The organism is Streptomyces albiflavescens (genome assembly GCF_014645835.1).
Taxonomy (GTDB): domain Bacteria; phylum Actinomycetota; class Actinomycetes; order Streptomycetales; family Streptomycetaceae; genus Streptomyces; species Streptomyces albiflavescens.
Genome location: NZ_BMMM01000035.1, coordinates 31,474 through 49,339 on the forward strand (window position 1 = coordinate 31,474; position 17,866 = coordinate 49,339).

The window sequence follows — 17,866 nt, forward strand, 5'->3', positions numbered from 1 at the left end:
CGCGCACTGCTGTACCGCACGGTTCTCCGACGGATACCAGCCGACAGCGCCACCCGGAAGTTCGGGCCCCCGCGCGCCTGCCGACCGGCACGCGGTCGGACCGAGTCGCACCACTTACTCGCCGCGCTGCGCCGGGCCGGGCCGCCCTATCGGCAGACAGTGGGCGAGATCGCGGCCGCCGTACCGCTCAGCCAGGGCGGCCTCACGATGCAGGCGGACCGTCTCGCGGAGTCCGGCCTGATCGAACGCGAACGCGACGAGCGGGACCGACGGATCGTTCGCCTGCGCCTCACGGCGGCCGGCCAGGATCTGGCACGAAGGGTGGCCGACGCCCGTGCCGCGGGCGAGTGGGACATGCTCGCCGGGCTCCCACCCGCGGAGCAGCGGCAACTGGAGGCTCTGCTCGGCTCGTTGGGCCAGTCGCTGACAAACACCGACCCGAACAAGTTAACTGACCCGGACGAGGGGGCCATCGACCCGAACAAGGCCGCGGCCCCGAAAAACTGAGCCTTTCCCCGTCCTCACCGGGGTGCGGAACGGGGGACCTTCAGGGCGTCGCGCCCAGAATTCACCCAGCAGGCGGAAAGGGTCTCGACCGCCGCTGAATTGTCGAGCCATCACCTGGGCGCCGCAGTGCTACAACCGGGCCGTAGACTAGGACGCTGCCTCCGCGTCGGGTGTGAGGCGGCCGATCAGAAGGGCGCGTGTCCGTGTTCCAGGATGTCCCGATCTATCAGCGCCTCGTTGCGGAGCGCGGTGACATTCCTGCGCAGGTGCGTGGCGAGGCCGAGCGGATTCTCCACGACCTTCAGCGGGTGATGCGGCCGCTGCAGGATCCGTACTTCACCGGCGGGCACTCTGCTGCACCCGCTGGTCCGGCGTTGCCGCCGCCGCGCTGACCCCCGGCCCGTCCGGGCACGATGCGCGCCGACGGCCGCCCACGGACCGTCGCAACCGTCGCCTCGTGCCGAACTGCCGTGCTCGCCCGCACCGTCGGCGGGCGGGGTCGCGGCAGGCCGGTCGGACGACGACTGACACCGCCTCCGAGATCTTCTTCCCCGAGCTCGCCGTCACCGCCGTTTGTGCGGCCTCCTCGCCCGGCATCCGCCGCCGTCGGAGGGCTGGGTGCCGGCCGGCTCGTGCGGCTGGCTCCCGTCCGCTCCGCGGTACCGCTTGGCCTCCGTCAGCATCACTCGGTCGCCGTGCTGTACGAGGGCGTCGGGCCGCCAGGCCTCGCGGAGCGCGGCGTCGAGGGTGACACCGTTGCGCTGCGCCTCGGCCGCAAGGAGCTCCTTCAGCGCCTCGAGGCGGGGGTTCGTCAGCAGACCGGTCCGGGAATCCGCGAACCCGCCCGCTTCCAACCGGTCCAAGGCCGACCAGGACTCCGGCACCTGGTTGCCCCTGTCCAAGGGCTACCGCTGCCAGTACGTCACCGACTGGGTCGCCGACAAGACGAGGTACCAGCTCGCCATCGACCCGACCGAACAAGCAGCGCTCTGGGAGAACCTCAGCCGCTGCCCGGACGTCCCGATCACGGTCACCCTCGCCCGGTAACGGCACACACGAAGGCCCCGGCTGGACGGGGGGAGACCAGCCGGGGCCGTGTGCGGTGGCGTGCGGAGGGCGGTCGCCTCGCGGCGGAAGGCTCCATGGGGCTTCAGCCGGACGATCGTCCCCATGGGCTATGGGCGAGGCCCGGGGACACTGTCCCCTCCGCAGCCACGTATGGATGAACGGTGAACTACCCCTGCTTGTTCCGCTGTTGAGGCCGCGTGCCGTGTGAACTGCAGCACGCCCGGACCATGAGGCTGTGCCCATGCGCAGCGCAGGGAGCACGGCTCGGCGAGCACCGGAACGGTCATTGCGTGTGCTGGTGCGCCTTCGTCGGTGGGCGCCATGACCATGAACTTCGCCCTCCTGGCGGGCTGTTACTGCCTGTACCGAGACCATGGCGCCGCGCCCTGACACCGCCGGTCGAGAGGCCGCTCGGAGTTATAGGCGGATGACGATGAGGGCGATGTCGTCAGGGGCGCCACCAGCGACGCCGAGGCGGGTCAGCAGCGCGTCGGCCAGCTGGCCAGGGGCGAGGGTGCTGTCCTCGGCCAGGGCTGTGGTCAGACGTGCCAGGCTGGCGTCGATGTCCTCGTCGCGGCGCTCGATGAGGCCGTCGGTGTACAGCACGAGGGTGTCCCCCGGGGCGTAGGACAGGCCGGCCTGGGGGCGGGGGACATGGTGCGGGCGGGCGCCGAGCGGCGGATCAGTCGCCTGGTCCAGCATTTCGCAGGTCCCGTCGGAGTGGAGCAGGACGGGTGGTGGGTGCCCGGCGTTGCTGTAGATGATCAGCATGCTGCGGGTGTCGATGAGTACCTTGACCGCGGTTGCGGCCGTCGCGCCTTCAAGGGAGCGGGCGTACAGACCGAGGACCTCCAGAGCCTGGGCAGGACTGGGAGTGGCGCGGATGACTGCGCTCAGGGCGCTGCGGAGCATGCCCATGACGGCCGCGGCGTGCAGGCCGTGGCCGACGACATCTCCGACCGCCGCGGCGTATCGGTCGGGTGGCAGGTCGACGACGTCGTACCAGTCGCCGCATACGTTCAGCGACGTGGTGGCAGGCAGGTAGCGCACAGCGATGTTGTCGTTGTGCCGGTCGAGGTCGGGGATGTAGAGCATGGCTTCCTGCAGGGTGACGGCGACCTGCTGTTCACGGGCATGGGCCTCGCGCAGTTCCTGGTTCAGCTGGTGCACCTCGCGGGCCCGCACGTACAGCTCGGCTGCCATGCCCTTCTCCCGCTCGCTGAACTCACCGGTGAGCTCGCGAGCCTGGCCTGAGTGGACAAAGGCGGTAACGTCCTCGGCCCGTTGAACGATCCACTTCACCCTGCCGTCAGGCCCGAGAATCGGGGTGTGGACCTCGGACCACCATCGCTCCTCGAACCTGCCCGGCTGGTTGGGCGCGGGGATGTCGTACCGCTGCAGCACCAGGGTGTCCGGTTGCCCGGTGTCCAGGACCTGGAGCAGTGACGCCTTCAGGTTCCGTTGTGTGCCTTCGGGGGTGCCTGGGTTCTCCGGCAGGACGTCGAAGAAGTACTTCTCGATCAGCTCGTCCCTGGTCCGCCCGGTGGTCAGCAGGTATGCCGGATTGACGTAGCGAACCACCAGGTCCGTGTCCAGCACCAGGTACGGGCTTGGAGTGGCGTCGAAGAACGCCGTGAAGTCGATGTCCGTTGTCACTACGCGCTCTCCGTAGAGCTTGCGAGCGCGACCGCCTGCACTTCCACTCTACGAGCGATCCAGCGTCCGTGCTCGCCCCACGGCATCCAGAAGCCGGTGCAGGGTCACCGCTTCGCCTGTATCTGCGCAGGTCAAGCACGCCTGCTTGGCGACCTCCCGGACGAGCAGCAGGTGCGGGCGGGGCAGGCGCCGGGGCGGTCGCCGCCCCTCTCCCCGGCGAACCAGCAGCAGACGGGAGGACCGCAGCAGGGCCGCGTCCTGCGCCTTGCTGTGCGCGACCGCGACCGCGCCCCCCGATGGAGCGGCCGGCCGCGCCGCCCCGTAGGCCGGAGTGCGCACGGAGGAACCCAGCCGACACTGGTTACTCGCGGTAGTCGGTCCGCTGGGAGCTCGGCAAGGTCCGGCGATCGGTGATGGTCAGGGCCGCAGGATCCCTGCGAAGCCAGAGGCAGGTGCCGACCTGCCTGCGGTACTGACCCTGCTCGCGGACGAGGAGCAGGTGGTGGACCTGGCGACGGTTGCCGTGCGAACACCTCTGACCGTTGCGTGTCCTGCGACGACGGCCGGCCGGGGCCAGAATGAGATGGACCGTGGACGCCCGGCCCGCCGCTAGGCCTTTGAATGTCAGGGCAGTACGACGATCTTGCGTCCTTGGCCGGCTGCGAACTGGTCGAGTGCTTGCGGGTACTCCGTCAGCGGCAGTCGGTGGCTGATGAACACCTGCGGATCGAGCACCCCGGTGGCGAACACTTCCGCCGCGCGCTCGTAGCTGTGCAGCACTGCCATGGAGCCGGTGATGGTGATTTCGTGGTTGTAGATGCGGTACGGCGAGATGGTGGCTGTCGTCGCGTAGTCGGATACCCCGAACTGCAGAAAGGTCCCGGCCTTGGCGACCCGGTCCAGGCCGTCCTGGATGGCGGCGGCGTTGCCGGTCGCGTCGACGACCACGTCCCAACCGGTCGGCCGCCCCAACTCGTCGGCCGAGAGCGCCGCCTGGGAGCAGCCCAGTTCCTCAGCCGTCGCCAGCCGTTCCGGGTTGATGTCGACGACGTCCACCGAGGCGGCGCCGGTGCGCTTGGCCAGTTCCAGCATCATCAGACCCATCGTGCCGCTCCCGTAGATCAGCACGTGGGAGCCGATCCTGCTGCTGAGTACGTCGTAGCCGCGTACGGCGCAGGACAGCGGTTCGATCAGGGCCGCGTCCTGGACGTCCACGTGGTCCGGCAGGCGTACGCAGTTGGCGACGGGCGCCACGGCGTATTCGGCGGCGCCACCCGCCACAGTCACGCCGATCGCCTGCCACCGGTCGCAGAGGTTGTTGCGTCCCACCCGGCAGTAGCGGCACTCGTTGCAGTAGAGCGAGGGGTCCACGGCGACCCGGTCGCCGATGGCGAGTTCGGTGACCTCGCTGCCGAGGCCCACGACCTCGCCGGCGAACTCGTGGCCCGGGACGATCGGCAGGGTCGGTGCGAACTCGCCCTGGAGGATGTGCAGATCGGTCCCGCACAGCCCGCAGGCCGCCACGTCGACCACGACCTCGCGCGGCCCGGGCGTGGGGTCGGGCACCGTGGTGACGGTGACCTTTCCGGGGGCTTCGATGACAGCGGCTTTCACTTGACTGCTCCTAGGGACAGGCCGCGGACCAGTTTGTCCTGGGCGGCGAAACCGGCGATGAGAACCGGCAGGGAGACCAACGTGGCGGCGGCGCAGAGCCGGGCGAGGAAGAGGCCCTCGCTGGTGATGAAGCCGACGAGGAAGACCGGGGCGGTCGACGCCTGGGTCGCGGTGAGGTTGACGGCGAACATGAACTCGTTCCAGCTGAAGATGAAGCAGATCAGCGAGGTGGCCGCGAGACCGGGCATGGCGACCGGCGCGACGATGCGCAGCAGCACGGTGGGCAGTCCGGCGCCGTCGACCTCGGCTGCCTCCAGGATCTCCTTGGGCACCTCGGCGAGGAACGAGCGCATCATCCACACCGCGATCGGCAGGTTCATGGCGGTGTAGAGGACGATCAGGGTCCACACGTTGTCCAGCATCCCGGCGTCCTTGACGATCAGATACACCGGCAGCAGGGCCGCGATGGCCGGCAGGAACTTGGTGGACAGGAAGAAGAACATCACGTCGGTCCACTTCCGGACCGGCTTGATGGACAGCGCGTAGGCCGTCGGCACAGCGAGGGCGAGCACCAGCAGCGTCGAAATGACGCTGGCCATGGCCGAGTTGAGCAGGAACGGGGTGATGTCCCGGCTGAACAGCAGTTTGTACTGGTCGTAGGTGAGCGGCGCCAGCAGGCTGGGCGGGTTGGTCGCCGCGTCCGCCTCCTGGTGGAAGGAGGTGAGTACCATCCAGGCCACCGGCGCGAAGAACGCCAGGGTGGCGAGCCAGGCGACGAAGGTCCACCCGGGTGACAGTCGGGGCGTACCTGCGTGGTCGTCGTGGCGGCGCAGGAGCTTCTTGAGCCTCGTGCCGGGCGCGGCGACCGCAGCGTGAGCGGTCATCGGGATACCTCCTCGCGGAACAGCGACGCGATGGTGCGCAGCGCGAAGGTCGCGATCACGATCGAGCCGAGCACGACGACCACTCCGGCGGCGGCCGCCTGGCCGTACTCGTACTTGCGGAACATGGTCAGGTAGATCTCGTAGGGCAGGTTGGTCGTCTGGGAGCCGGGGCCGCCCTGGGTGATGGTGTAGACGGCGTCGAAGGTCTGCACGACGTAGATCGTGCCGAGCAGGACGCCCAGCTCGATGTACTGGCGCAGGTGCGGCAGGGTGATGTGGCGGAAGGTCGCCATGGCCGACGCCCCGTCGACCTTCGCCGCCTCCAGGACGTCACCGGGCTGTGCCTGCAGACCGGCCAGGAGGATCAGCATCATGAACGGGGTCCACTGCCAGACCAGTGAGGCCACGACGGCGGGCATGGGGTAAGAGGAAACCCAGTCGATTGTGGGGCCGTTGGAGGCGCCGAAGAGCCGGTATACGGCGTTGAGGGTGCCGTTGAGCAGGCCGTAGTCGGGGTTGTAGATGGCGTGCTTCCACAGCAGCGCCGCCGCGACCGGCATAACGAGGAACGGTGCGATGAGCATGGTCCGCGCCAGGCCGCGGCCGACGAACCGGCGGTCGAGCAGCATCGCCAGACCGAGGCCGAGGACCACGCTGATGAGGACCACGGATGCGGTGAGGACGACGGTGTTGAGGACCGCGTTGCGCAGCCGCTCGTCGGTGAAGACGAACTCGAAGTTGGACAGGCCGACGAAGTGCCGGTCGCCCGGCTTGAGGATGTTCCACTGGAAGGTGGAGATCACGAGCGTGGCCACGAAGGGCAGTTGAGTGACGGCGATGGTGAAGACGAGCGCCGGCAGCAGCGGGATGCGGCGCTTCCATCTGCTGACGCGGTTGGACGTGCGCGGTCGGCTGGGCGGTGGTGCTGTCTCGGGGGGAGCGGTGAGCGTGGTCATGGATGGTTCCTCTGCCGGTGCCGGCGGGGGGTGGGGAAGCGGCGCCCGGCCGGCGCGGGGGCCGGCCGGGCGGTGACGGTCACTGGTAGTTCTTCGCGACGTCCTCGGCGAGCTTCTGGCCGTCGTTCAGGGCCTTGTCCACGCTGGTCTTGCCGGCGATGGTGGCGGAGATCTCCTGGGTGACCTTGGTTCCCAGGTCCTGGAACTCGGGGATGGCCACGTACTGGATGCCCACGGTCGGCCTGGGCTGGACGCCCGGGTTGGCCGGGTCGGCTCCCTCGATGGACTTCAGCGTGAGGTCACCGAACGCCCCAGCGGCCTTCTGGTACTGCGGGATCCCGTACGTGCTGGCCCGCTTGCCGGCCGGGACGCGCGCCCAGCCGAGCTTCTCACCGACCAGCTTCTCGTACTTCTTGCTGGAGGCCCACAGCATGAACTTCGAGGCGGCGTCGGCGTTCTTGGTGGTCTTGGGCATGGCCCACGCCCAACTCCACAGCCAGCCACTGCTCTTGGTCTCGACAGTGGGTGCGTAGGCGTAGCCCACATGCCCGGCGATCTTGCTGGAGCTGGAGTCCTCCAGCGACCCGGCCGCGCTGGTCGCGTCGTACCACATCGCGACCTTCTTCTGGCTCATGGCGTTCAGGCACTCGGTGAAGCCGGCCTGCGCCGCTCCCGCCTCCCCGTGCTTCCTGACCAGGTCGACGTAGAAGTTCGTCGCCTTCTTGAACGCCGGGCTGTTGACCTGGGCCTTCCAGTCCTTGGTGAACCAGGTGCCGCCGAAGGTGTTGACCACGGACGTCAGCGGCGCCCCGAGTTCGCCCCAGCCGGCCAGACCGCGCAGGCAGATGCCCCGCATACCGGGCTCGGCGCCGTCGACCTTGGCCGCGATGTCGGCGATCTGCTGCCAGGTCGGGTGCTCGGGCACCGTGATGCCCTTCGCCTTCATGACGTCCTTGTTGTACATGAGGAAGGACGACTCGCCGTAGAACGGAAGGGCATAGAGCTTGCCGTCGGAGCCGGACAGCGACTGCACCATCGGCTTGAGCAGATCAGCCTTGTCGAAGCTCGTGTCCTTGTCGGCGTAGGAGCCCAGTTCGTGCAGCCAGCCGTTCTTGGTCCAGATCGGTACCTCGTAGGCGCCGATGGTGGCGACGTCGTACTGGCCGGCCTGGGTGGCGATGTCCTGGGTGACCTTGTCGCGCAGCTCGTTCTCGGGAAGGATCGTGAAGTTCACCTTGATGCCCGTGTCCTTCGTGAACGTGCTCTTCGTCAGCTTCGCGATGTCCTCCATCTGCGGATTGCCGACCATCAGCACATTGACGGACTTGCCGCCGCCACCAGAACTTGATGAGCCGCCGGCCCCGCTACAGGCGACCAGCAGCGAGCCCGCGGCCGTGGCCGTGGTGAGGACATGGATCATTCTTCGTGTGCGCATGAGTGACTCCAGGGGGAAGTTTCGAGGGCGTGGGGAACCAAGCCCCCGGACCTGCGGGGGTGGGACAGGGAAATGAACCGCGGCTCAGACCCGGATGACCTCGGGACCCAGCAGCGAGTAGCGGTGTGCTTCGGAGGCGGGCAGCCCGGCGTCGGTGACGATCGCCTCGAACTCCGTGACGTCTGCGAAGCGGCAGAAGCTCGCGGCACCGAACTTCGTATGGACCCCGGAGAAGACCCGGCGCCTGGCGGCCTTGAGGACCTGTGCCTTGACCTCGCTGACCGCGGGATCGGGGGTGGTGAGTCCGTGCTCACGGGAGATGCCGTTCGCGCCGACGTATGCCAGGTCGATGACGAAGCCGGACAGCATGCGGGTCGCCCAGTGGTCGACCGTGGCCAGGGTCCCGCCGCGCACCCGGCCGCCGAGCAGCAGCACGGTGATGTTCTCGGCGGAAGCCAGGTCCCCGGCGGTGGCCAGCGAGGAGGTGACCACGGTCAGTGGCCGGTCGCGGGGGAGTGCGGCGGCGATGAGCTGCGGGGTGTAGCCCTCGTCGATGAAGACGGTCTCGGCATCCCCGAGCAGTTCGGCCGCAGCGACCGCGATCCGGGATTTCTCGGGGACGTGCACGGTGGTACGGAAGGCGAGCGTGGTCTCGAAGCCCGCGCTCTCCACGGGATGGGCACCGCCGTGAATACGCCGGACCAGCCCGTGCCTCTCCAATAGGTTCAGATCGCGCCTCACGGTTTCCTTGGAGACCCCGAGGTCGGCAGCGAGAGTTCCGACGTCCACGGATCCGGAACGGCGTGCCGTTTCCAGAATTCCGCGTCTTCGTTCATCGGCGTCCACGGCGACACCTCCATTTCACGGCTCTGCGCGTTGCGCCCGCGCCGGCTGTTTCCCGGAGCCCGGCCCGTTCGGACTTCGATGGCCAAATTTCTACAAGGGGATTGCCCATACTGACCAGGTTCGTCGTAGAGCAGTTCACGACCGAATGTGCCCGTTTTCTGGAGTGCGCAGGCCCTGGATGATGCCGTGGAGGGCTCCGCAGCGCGGAAGATTGTTGCCCGCTCGGCGACCGACGTGTGCCCGTTCGCTGCCCGTTTTCCCGACGGGATTCGGACAGTCGGCCGGGGTCCCGCGCTGAAAGTCCAACTACCTGCGGAATTGCTTTCTCGATTTTCGGTCGCAGTCCGGAGCATGAGGTGAATGCCTGCCGAGGCTCTGGGCCGCCATGACGCCGCTCGGAACTCTGTGCCGTCGTCCGGGCCGGTGACGCCGCGGTCGGGCGCTCAGCAGGTTTCGGCGTGCCGGATCGGGCCGGTGCTGCGTCAGTCCGCGTGGAAGCTGTCGCCCCGCGCTTGTTGAGGGCGGCCGGCCGCACCCGCCGTCGGCCTCATGGCGGCAACCGAGATCAGGTGGGCCCACCGCCCATGGAGCCGATGGTCGCCGTCGTTGCTGCCGGTGCGCTGGGGGTGTGCTGAGGCTGCGCTGGGGGTGCCGGGCCTGCAGTTCGTCGCGCTTCGGCGGCCCGGGCGGCCTTGGGGGCCGGTGCTCGCGGCCGTTGGTCATCAGCGGCCGCCCCGCCAGAGAAGTGGCGCAATTAGGGCATTTCTGCGCGTATCCCCTTAGCTGGAATTTGGGTCTTGACAGGTGTGAAGACGTGACCTCAAAATCTCCGCACACATTAGTCATTGAGCAATGACAAATGGATGCACGGTGGCACCCGCTGATCACCAAGACTCGGAGGCAAGATCGTGAGACTCATGACCCGCAGGCACGCGCGAGTCACGACGGGGGTGGCGACGGCGCTGCTCCTGAGCACAGTGGCGGCATGCGCCGGATCGGGCGGCAGTGCGCCGAGCAGCGGCGGCAAGATCGAGGGCAAGCTGCGGGTGCTGAGCAACTGGACCGGCAGTGAAGGTGATGCCTTCAAGCAGGTCATCAAGGGATTCGAGGCCAAGCACCCGTCGGTCAAGGTGCAGATCGAGACAGTTCCGTTCGAGCAGGGTCAGGCGCTGCTGACCCAGCAGTTCGCCCAGGGCTCGCCGCCGGACGTGTCGGTGGCGCTGCCCGGACTTGTCAGGACGTTCTCCCAGCAGGGGCTGCTGATGAATCTCGACTCGTCCTGGGACAAGTGGGTCTCCGGCGGCGAGTACACCCCGTCGGTGCGGGACATGGCTCAGGGCTTGGACGGACACACTGACGCCGTCCTGTTCAAGGGCAACGTCAACGCCCTGATCTGGTACAACCCCAAGCAGATGGCCAAGCTCGGCCTGTCGGTACCGCACACGTGGGCGCAGTTCACCTCGGTGCTGAATGCGGCCAAGGCCAAGGGGGTCACACCGTTCGCGGTGGGCGGCAAGGACCAGTGGCCGCTCACCCAGTGGACCGATTCGATTCTTCTGCGGGTGGCGGGGGCGACCGCGTTCAACGATCTGGCCCGCGGCAAGATCGGCTGGGACGATCCGCGGATCGTCAAGTCCTTCCGGGTCTTCGCGAACATGATCCGCTCGTATTTCCCTTCGACATCGTTGTCAAGCAGTTTCACGGACGCCACCTGCGGGCGGGTCGCGGGCAAGTTCCTCTTCGAGAACCAGGGCGCCTTCATCAACCTGGTCGACCCTCAGGAGTGCGGCACGAACCTGGTGCCGGGCAAGGACCTGTCCTTCTTCGAGATGCCTGCGTACGGCAGCGCCCCTGCGCCGCAGTTCGTGAGCGGTGACCTGTTCATGGGCGCGAAGGCGTCCAAGCACCCGGCGGCCACCCGTGCGCTGCTGGAGTACCTCGCATCGCCTCAGGCCCAGGAGATCTGGGCGAAGATCGGTGGGTACGTCGCCCCGAACGCCAAGGTCCCGGCCAGTGCGTATCCCAACGTCAATGACCGCAACGCGGCCGCCCTGTGGCCCAAGAACCCCTCCCAGCGGGCGGGTTACGACCTCGACGACTGGATCGGCGGGGAGATCCAGGTCAAGTACGAGCAGGCGCTCTCGCAGTTCGTCCGTGACAGCGACGTGGACGCCTTCATCTCGAAGATGAAGCAGATCGACACCCGCTCCCACCAGTGAGACGGCGATGACCACTTCCCTCAACAAGCCCCCGCTCGCGAGCGGTCCCGGATCCTTCGGTGACCGCCGCGGCGGCGGCCGCACACCCACTGCCCCGGGCGGCACCCGCAGGGCGGGAAAGAGGGGCGGCCGCACGGGCTACGCGTTTGTGACCCCGCTGATGGCCGTCTTCGCCCTGTTCTATCTCTGGCCGGTTGTGCAGAGCGTGCTGAGCAGCTTCTTCACCTGGGGCCTGCTGCGGCCGTGGAACCTGTTCGACCGCTCCACCTGGCAGTTCGCAGGTCTGGCCAACTACCGCCGCACGCTGAGCGATCCGGACTTCTGGCACGCCGGCGCCAACTCGCTGCTGTGGCTCGTCCTCTTCCCGCTGCTGGTGGTGGGGATCTCCCTGGTGATGGCGGTGGCCATCTGGCACGCGCGGCGCTGGTCCGTCGTGTTCCGCACGGTGTTCGTGCTGCCCATGACGATCTCCCTGGCAGCGGCAGGCGTCATCTGGTCCTTCGTCTACAACCCGGACGCGCACATCGGGGTGCTCAACGCGGTCCTCAAGGCCCTGCACATGCAGGGGACGCTCGATGTCGGCCCGCTGCACCTGAAGACGACCGGCCAATGGCTCGCCGACCCCGGCACGCTGAATCTGGGCTTCTACGACCTCCGCCTGGTCAACGTCTTCGTGATCATCGCAGCGGCCTGGGCGTTCGCCGGTTACGGCGTCATCACCTTCAGCGCGGGGCTGGCCTCGTTGCCCCAGGAACTCGTCGACTCCGCGCGCGTCGACGGCTGCGGGCCGCTGCAGGTGGTACGCCATGTCATCGTGCCGCACCTGCGGCAGCCCATGCGGATCGTCTTCGTGGTCAGCGTGATCTTCGCGCTGCGGACGTTCGACATCGTCTACGTGATGACCTCGGGCGGCCCCGGCACGGACTCCACGGTCCTCGGGCTGCTGCCCTGGCAGGAGGCGTTCGCCTTCCTCACCTCGCCGCAGGCAGGACAGGCCGCCGCCGTCGCCGTGCTGATGTCCGCCGTGCTGATCCTGCTCGGCTTCCCCTATCTGAAGTCCATGCTCCCCAGGAAGGAGTCACGGTGAGGAGGAACCGGCTCACCGTCACCGCGCTCTACGGCTCGCTGACGGCCGCCAGCCTGGTGTGGATGGTGCCGATGGTCACCGCGCTCGCGATCTCGGTGCTGCCGATCGGCCAGACCCGCAACGGCTGGTGGCACGGCGGCCTGTCGCAGCTGACGTTCGCCAACTACCGGGATGCGTGGAGTCAGGGACTGGCGTCCTACGTCGTGCCCAGCTTCGTCATCACGCTCGGATCGGTGGCGGTGTCGCTCCTGCTCGGCGCGCTCGCCTCGTACGCCTTCGCCCGGCTGGAGTTCCGCTTCAAGCGGCTGACGTACTTCCTGCTGCTGACGACCATGATCGTGCCGGTCCAGATCATCCTGATCCCGCTGCTGCCGTGGCTGCGCCTGCTGGGACTGGCACAGGGCAACGCGCAGTACCTCGGCATCATCCTGGTCCACACCGCCTTCGGAGCAGGCTGGGCGGTCTTCATGATGTCCGCGTTCTTCGCGGACGTGCCGGAGGAACTCCTCGAGGCGGCCCGGCTCGACGGAGCCTCCCACCTGGGTCAACTCAGATATGTGGTGCTGCCGTTGGCCCTGCCGGGACTCGTGTCGTTCGCGATCATCGATTTCGTCTTCGTGTGGAACGACCTCCTGCTCGGCCTCACGCTGCTCGACCGTGACCATCAGCCCCTCACGGTCGGTCTGGCGAATCTCCAGTCGCCGCATCTGGCGCAGGAGAACCTGGTGTCGGCCGGCTCGATCATGGTCGTCCTGCCGCCGCTGCTGCTGTTCATCGCCCTCAACAGGTTCTACGTACGCGGGCTGTTCGCCGGAGGAGTCAAAGGATGAGTGTGCTGGATGTCGTCGCCCTGCAGCTGGCGGCCGAACCGGGCAATGTAGCGGGCAACGTGGAACGCCTCCTCGCCGCCGTGCGGGCACACGGCCCAGGCAGCGACCTGGTCGTGACACCCGAACTGGTCACCACCGGTTACGACCTGGACATGTTCGACGAACGCGGCGCGGACCTCGCCGAACCCCTCGACGGGCCCACCGTGTCCGCTGTCGCGAAGGAGGCCGCACAACTCGGCACAACCATCGTCCTGGGCATCCTCGAACGCGACGGCGACGCCCTCTACGACACCGCCGCCGTCGTCCTGCCCGATGGGTCGGTGTACCCGTTCCGCAAGACCCACCTCTATCCCGCCGAGCTCACCCGGTTCAGCGCCGGAGAAGCCCTGCTCACCGTGGACACGCCGGCCGCCCGGATCGGGCCGCTCATCTGCTTCGAGCACGCCTTCCCCGAACTGGCCACCACCCTGGCCCTGGCCGGCACCCAGACGCTCGTCATACCCTCGGCCGTGCCCATCGGCTACGAATACCTGCTCACCCTGCGTACCAGGGCCCGCGCCCAGGACAACCAGATGTTCGCCGTCGCCTGCAACCTCACCGGCAACGGCTTCACCGGCCACTCCCTGATCGTCGACCCCGCGGGGAAGGTACTGGCCTCGGCGGGTGCGGAGGAGACCGCGCTGCGCGCCCGGCTCGACCTCGACCTGATCACCCGGGAACGCGACCAGGAGCCGGCGCTGGGCATGCGGCAGGCCGATCTGTACCGTCCCGACGCCGTGAACCGGCTCGGTGTCGTGACGGCGGGTGACAAATGAACGCGCAGACCCGGACCACGGCGGCGGGCGCGCTCAGCGCCGGCCTGCCCAAACCCCTCGACCTCGGCAACGGTCTTGTCGTCGGCTCCTTCGGCGGCGACGGATCATGGCTGTCCCTCGGCGCCCCGCACCCGGTTCACGGCTTCGTCGAGATGTTGGCCGCGCCGCCCTTCGACGAGGAACAGCGCGGCGACCCGGCGGCCGCGCGCCGCTACCGGGAGCAGCTCACCGAGGAGCGGTTCGCGTTCTTGCATCTGGACCTGCCCGACGAGCAGGTGCCCGAGCGCCGCGCAGACCTGGACAGCGAAGGCCGGCCCGTCTGGCGCCGTACCGGACGCGGATGGAGCTGCTCGGCGACGGCATGGGCCCTGCCCCACCAAGCGGCACTCGTCCAGCGGTACGTGATCGAGGCCACCCCCGATGTGCGTGCGGTGCTGCGGTTCGGCGGCCGACTGGACCGCAGCGCGCTGGCAGAGATCACGGAAGTCAATCCGCCCGCGCCCCTCGCCGTAGACAGCGACGTGGAGGTGTCGCCCGGCGAACTCACCGTCAGCGCACCGGTGCTGGCCACCTCGGCCCGCGTGGCGGTGCACGCGACGGCCGGCCGCTGGATGCCCGACGCCGACGGTGCCGCGCAGTGGGCGATCACCGCGGGTGACGGCAAACCTCTCGAGATCACAGTCACGGTGTCGCTGGCACCGCCCCCGTGGCCGGGCGATCATCTCCGCACCACCGCCGCCGCACCTCGCATCAACCAGACCGATGCCCCCGGGACCCTCGAGCACATCGCGGCCGGAGCCGTGCGCTATGTACTGGGCTGCACCGCACTCGACGTCGGCGAGGGGGAGCGCACCATCCTCACCGACCACAGGCTGCTCCCCCTGAGCTGGACCCGCGACGCCTACTACCAGGCGCTGCTCCTGCTGTGCGCGGCGCCCGACGACCACGGCGTCACGGATGTGGTGGCCGCCCATCTGCGGTGGCTGTGGGGTAGGGGACGCACGCCGGGCGCACCCTGGATGCGCAGCCACCTGCCCGACGGCCGGCCCAAGGACCTGGCGGTCCAGGCCGATCAACAGCTCTACCCCCTCCTCGAACTCGCCGACTACCGGCGCGTCACGGGCCAGTGGCCCACCGGGCCGGGCAACGGCGGCACTGATGCGGCCCAACAGTGGGGCGAGCTGATCGCCGAGGTCTGGCAGGGCCTGCCCCGAGACGGCCACGACGGTCTGCTGGCGGGAGCGGAGAACCCCGCCGATGACCCCAGCGAACTGCCCTTCACCCTGTCCACGCAGATCCTGTACTGGCACACGGCCTCGCAACTGGCCCCCTTCTCTGCCGAGTTGGGGCTCGACACGCTGCGGCTGGCGCAGACCGCGCAGGACCTGCCAGGCGCCATCACCCGGGCCTTCACTTGCGAGGGGCCGTTCGGTCCACAGTGGGCCTACGAGACCGACGGCAGCGGCCGCCATCGGCTCTACCACGACGCCAACGACCTTCCCACGGCTCTGGCCCCCGCCTGGGGTTTCTGTGCGCCCGACGACAAGCAATGGACCGCCACCATGCGGTTCGCGTTCTCCCCGCACAACGCCGGCCACGTCGCCGGACACTACGGGGGACTGGGATCGGCACACACTCCGGGGACGTGGACACTGGGCGACGCACAAGAACTCGCCGTCGCACGGACCATGACGGACACCGCCCGCGCCAGGGCGGTGCTGCAACGCATCGGCCAGGTCGCGGGCGCCGACGGCCTGCTACCGGAGACCTACCACGCCGACAGCGGACAATGGCTGGCCCGCCACTGGTTCGCCTGGCCCGCTGCTGTATTCGGAATCCTCCACTTTGGTATAACCGGTGGCGGGCACAACGGGTGGCGCATATGAAAACGAGGAACGGGTGACGGTGATCGACCCCAAGCAGCCGCTGCCGGTCTACATTCAGCTGAAGAATCTGCTGATCCAGGAGATCATCGACGGCCGGTACGGCCCCGGTGACCGGCTGCCCACGGAGCAGGAACTCTGCGCCATCCACCACATCAGCCGCACCCCGGTGAACCGCGCCCTGACGGAGATGGCCGACGAAGGGATCGTGCTGCGCCAACGTCGCCACGGTTCCTTCGTCAACCCCGGCTGGATACCCCCCAACACCCCCGCAAGCACCCTTAAGGTCATTGTCCCGGAGGGCTCCTGGGAAGCCACCGTGCGCGCAGCGGCGCCGCCGGAGCTCTCCCTCGACGTCGTCCAGGTGGGGCTGTCGGACCTGCGCCAAGTGCTCGTACGCGCGGTCGCCGAGGGCCGGGCCCCCGACCTGGCGATCATGGACTCCGTATGGGTGCACGAGTTCGCGGCCTCCGACTTCCTCACCCCGCTGGAGGAACTCGACGCCGGCTGGGTCCACGACGAGTACGAACAAGACTTCGTCGAGCCGTTCCGCTCCGCCAACAAATTCGACGGCCGCCCCGTAGCGGTCCAGGCGGAAGCAGACGTCGCCGGCATCTGGTACCGGCGCTCCGACCTCGCCGCCGTCGGACACCAACCACCGCGGACCTGGGACGAACTGGCCACACTCGGCCGTGCCCTGGCCCAGCGCGGCACTGCCATACCACTGACACTGCCCGGTGGCTCCCTCGCCGGCGAAACGGCCACATACTGCCTGCTCTCACTGCTCGCCTCCAACGGCGCAGGAGTTCTCGGCCGCGACGCCGTCACCCTCGACACAGCCGCGGCCACGGAGTGCCTGACGTTCCTTCGAGAACTCCTCCACGCCGGCGTCGTCCCCGCCGAGTCGGTGCGCTACCAACGCCATGTGCCCATACGCCAACTCGCCCGAGGCCAGGCCAGCATGGCCATAGGAGGCAGCTACGACGCCCCGGCCCTGGCAGCCGCAGCCTCGCTCACCACCGAGCATCTGCTCGACCAGTTCGGATTCATCGCCATGCCCGCCGGCCCCCGCGGCCACGCCGCCACCCTCGCCGGCGGCATGGTCTACGGCATCTTCCGGCAGGCTGCCTCCCCCAAGCAGAGCATGCGCCTGCTGCGCACCGTCACCTCCACCGAGGCGCTGACCCGCATGTCCAAGGACACCTGGCAGTTGGCGCCACGCCGCACCGCACTCCAAGAGGCCGCCCAGCGGTCACCGTTCGTGCGAACCACGGGCACCATGCTGCAGCAGGCCGTCGTGCGCCCCTCCACACCACCGTACGCGCGCGTCTCCGCGCAACTGCACGCACTGCTGGAATCGGTCCTTCTCGAGCGCCGGGAACCCCAGGCCGCCGCCGCCCGCACCGCAGACATGATCAGCGCCATCACGGGACTGCCCGTCGCCTGAGGGCGCAGACCGCAGCCCTGACGCGACCCGGGCGCCGACGTCCGCCACTGAATGTCGGCGCCCGCAGACCTCCCCCATAGAGGTGCGGGCGCCGCGACCCCGCCTGGGGTCACTCTCTCCAGCGCGCCGTGCGTCTGGAGCGTCACGGGTGACGGAGGAAGGTTTCCAGGTCAACACCCTTGTGAAGACCGACACTTGCCACCGTCACAAGCGGGGCACGAACTGTGCACACTCGGTCGAACCTGAGTCGGCTGGGCGGAGCGTTCTTGTTGACCTGCTCGGCGCCCTCTACGAAGCGACCTTGGCGACCTCAGTGAGCGTAGTCCTCACCCACGAGCGTGTGCGGCAGGCTGCACACACCCGCTTGCGGTAGGGCAGTTGCCCCACCGGAGTTGTCGCTCGCGCCCGAACCGCAGCCGGCGATGGCGAGCGCGCAGAGGGAGACGACGGCGAACGCCGCCTGTCTGATGTGCACGGAGCCCCCAAGGGTGTTCCCGCGCAGACCGTAGTGCTGAACACGGGCTTGTGCATCACGTCGGAGGCTCCGAAGCGGCGGCGACCTGCCGGCGGGCGGCGGCTTTGACCTCAGCTCAGTCACCGAGCCTCGGCATGGCATCGT

17 protein-coding genes are annotated in these 17,866 nt (G+C 68.5%); 8 read left to right on the plus strand and 9 right to left on the minus strand.

The features are described from left to right. Positions 1 to 33: 33 nt before the first annotated feature. Entirely contained in the window at positions 34 to 507 is a 474-nt protein-coding gene (locus IEY95_RS47800; RefSeq protein ID WP_268240561.1) for a MarR family winged helix-turn-helix transcriptional regulator, read from the plus strand. Between the two features lie 185 nt (positions 508 to 692). On the opposite strand, the gene IEY95_RS50985 is transcribed toward IEY95_RS47800, so the two are convergent. Both IEY95_RS50985 and IEY95_RS47810 read right to left on the minus strand, forming a co-directional pair. Then, on the minus strand, positions 693 to 857 hold the full coding sequence (locus tag IEY95_RS50985; protein ID WP_189192620.1) for a hypothetical protein: 165 nt from the start codon (positions 855 to 857) through the stop codon (positions 693 to 695). 213 nt (positions 858 to 1,070) lie between these two features. Then, positions 1,071 to 1,391 carry a hypothetical protein gene (locus IEY95_RS47810; protein ID WP_189192621.1) on the minus strand — a complete coding sequence of 107 codons (321 nt, stop codon included), beginning with the start codon at positions 1,389 to 1,391 and terminating at the stop codon, positions 1,071 to 1,073. Positions 1,392 to 1,395: 4 nt separating this feature from the next. Between IEY95_RS47810 and IEY95_RS47815 the strand changes: the two genes are divergently transcribed. Then, positions 1,396 to 1,554 carry a hypothetical protein gene (locus IEY95_RS47815; RefSeq protein ID WP_189192622.1) on the plus strand — a complete coding sequence of 53 codons (159 nt, stop codon included), beginning with the start codon at positions 1,396 to 1,398 and terminating at the stop codon, positions 1,552 to 1,554. Between the two features lie 438 nt (positions 1,555 to 1,992). Here IEY95_RS47815 and IEY95_RS47820 read toward each other — a convergent pair whose 3' ends face one another. From IEY95_RS47820 to IEY95_RS47845, 6 genes are all read right to left on the minus strand, one after another. Further along, on the minus strand, positions 1,993 to 3,231 hold the full coding sequence (locus tag IEY95_RS47820; protein ID WP_189192623.1) for a PP2C family protein-serine/threonine phosphatase: 1,239 nt from the start codon (positions 3,229 to 3,231) through the stop codon (positions 1,993 to 1,995). A gap of 624 nt (positions 3,232 to 3,855) precedes the next feature. Next, positions 3,856 to 4,845, minus strand: coding sequence for a zinc-dependent alcohol dehydrogenase family protein (locus IEY95_RS47825; protein WP_189192624.1), 990 nt, complete (start codon positions 4,843 to 4,845; stop codon positions 3,856 to 3,858). After that, positions 4,842 to 5,729 carry a carbohydrate ABC transporter permease gene (locus IEY95_RS47830; protein WP_189192625.1) on the minus strand — a complete coding sequence of 296 codons (888 nt, stop codon included), beginning with the start codon at positions 5,727 to 5,729 and terminating at the stop codon, positions 4,842 to 4,844. Before IEY95_RS47830 ends, IEY95_RS47825 begins: the two co-directional genes overlap by 4 nt. Continuing rightward, positions 5,726 to 6,685, minus strand: a complete 960-nt coding sequence (locus tag IEY95_RS47835; RefSeq protein WP_189192626.1) for a carbohydrate ABC transporter permease — start codon at positions 6,683 to 6,685, stop codon at positions 5,726 to 5,728. The genes IEY95_RS47830 and IEY95_RS47835 overlap by 4 nt, the downstream gene beginning before the upstream one ends. 79 nt (positions 6,686 to 6,764) lie before the next feature. Then, on the minus strand, positions 6,765 to 8,120 hold the full coding sequence (locus IEY95_RS47840; RefSeq protein ID WP_189192627.1) for an ABC transporter substrate-binding protein: 1,356 nt from the start codon (positions 8,118 to 8,120) through the stop codon (positions 6,765 to 6,767). Positions 8,121 to 8,204: 84 nt separating this feature from the next. After that, the gene (locus tag IEY95_RS47845; protein WP_189192628.1) at positions 8,205 to 8,966 is read right to left on the minus strand and encodes a DeoR/GlpR family DNA-binding transcription regulator; all 762 of its coding nucleotides are present in this window, start codon (positions 8,964 to 8,966) and stop codon (positions 8,205 to 8,207) included. Positions 8,967 to 9,883: 917 nt separating this feature from the next. On the opposite strand from IEY95_RS47845, the gene IEY95_RS47850 reads away from it, so the two are divergent. The 6 genes from IEY95_RS47850 to IEY95_RS47875 are packed head-to-tail and all read left to right on the plus strand — an operon-like array spanning position 9,884 to position 17,247. Further along, positions 9,884 to 11,185, plus strand: a complete 1,302-nt coding sequence (locus IEY95_RS47850) for an ABC transporter substrate-binding protein (protein WP_189192629.1) — start codon at positions 9,884 to 9,886, stop codon at positions 11,183 to 11,185. Between the two features lie 7 nt (positions 11,186 to 11,192). Beyond that, positions 11,193 to 12,272 carry a carbohydrate ABC transporter permease gene (locus IEY95_RS47855; protein ID WP_189192630.1) on the plus strand — a complete coding sequence of 360 codons (1,080 nt, stop codon included), beginning with the start codon at positions 11,193 to 11,195 and terminating at the stop codon, positions 12,270 to 12,272. Beyond that, entirely contained in the window at positions 12,269 to 13,102 is an 834-nt protein-coding gene (locus IEY95_RS47860) for a carbohydrate ABC transporter permease (protein WP_189192631.1), read from the plus strand. The genes IEY95_RS47855 and IEY95_RS47860 overlap by 4 nt, the downstream gene beginning before the upstream one ends. Beyond that, on the plus strand, positions 13,099 to 13,917 hold the full coding sequence (locus tag IEY95_RS47865; protein WP_189192632.1) for a carbon-nitrogen hydrolase family protein: 819 nt from the start codon (positions 13,099 to 13,101) through the stop codon (positions 13,915 to 13,917). The genes IEY95_RS47860 and IEY95_RS47865 overlap by 4 nt, the downstream gene beginning before the upstream one ends. Beyond that, the gene (locus IEY95_RS47870; RefSeq protein ID WP_189192633.1) at positions 13,914 to 15,803 is read left to right on the plus strand and encodes a glycoside hydrolase family 125 protein; all 1,890 of its coding nucleotides are present in this window, start codon (positions 13,914 to 13,916) and stop codon (positions 15,801 to 15,803) included. The genes IEY95_RS47865 and IEY95_RS47870 overlap by 4 nt, the downstream gene beginning before the upstream one ends. Positions 15,804 to 15,816: 13 nt before the next feature. Further along, positions 15,817 to 17,247: an extracellular solute-binding protein gene (locus IEY95_RS47875; protein ID WP_189192634.1), complete on the plus strand. Its 1,431-nt coding sequence runs from the start codon at positions 15,817 to 15,819 to the stop codon at positions 17,245 to 17,247. Between the two features lie 310 nt (positions 17,248 to 17,557). Here the strand turns inward: IEY95_RS47875 and IEY95_RS47880 are convergent, their stop codons facing one another. Beyond that, on the minus strand, positions 17,558 to 17,722 hold the full coding sequence (locus tag IEY95_RS47880) for a hypothetical protein (RefSeq protein ID WP_189192635.1): 165 nt from the start codon (positions 17,720 to 17,722) through the stop codon (positions 17,558 to 17,560). Positions 17,723 to 17,866: the final 144 nt, after the last annotated feature.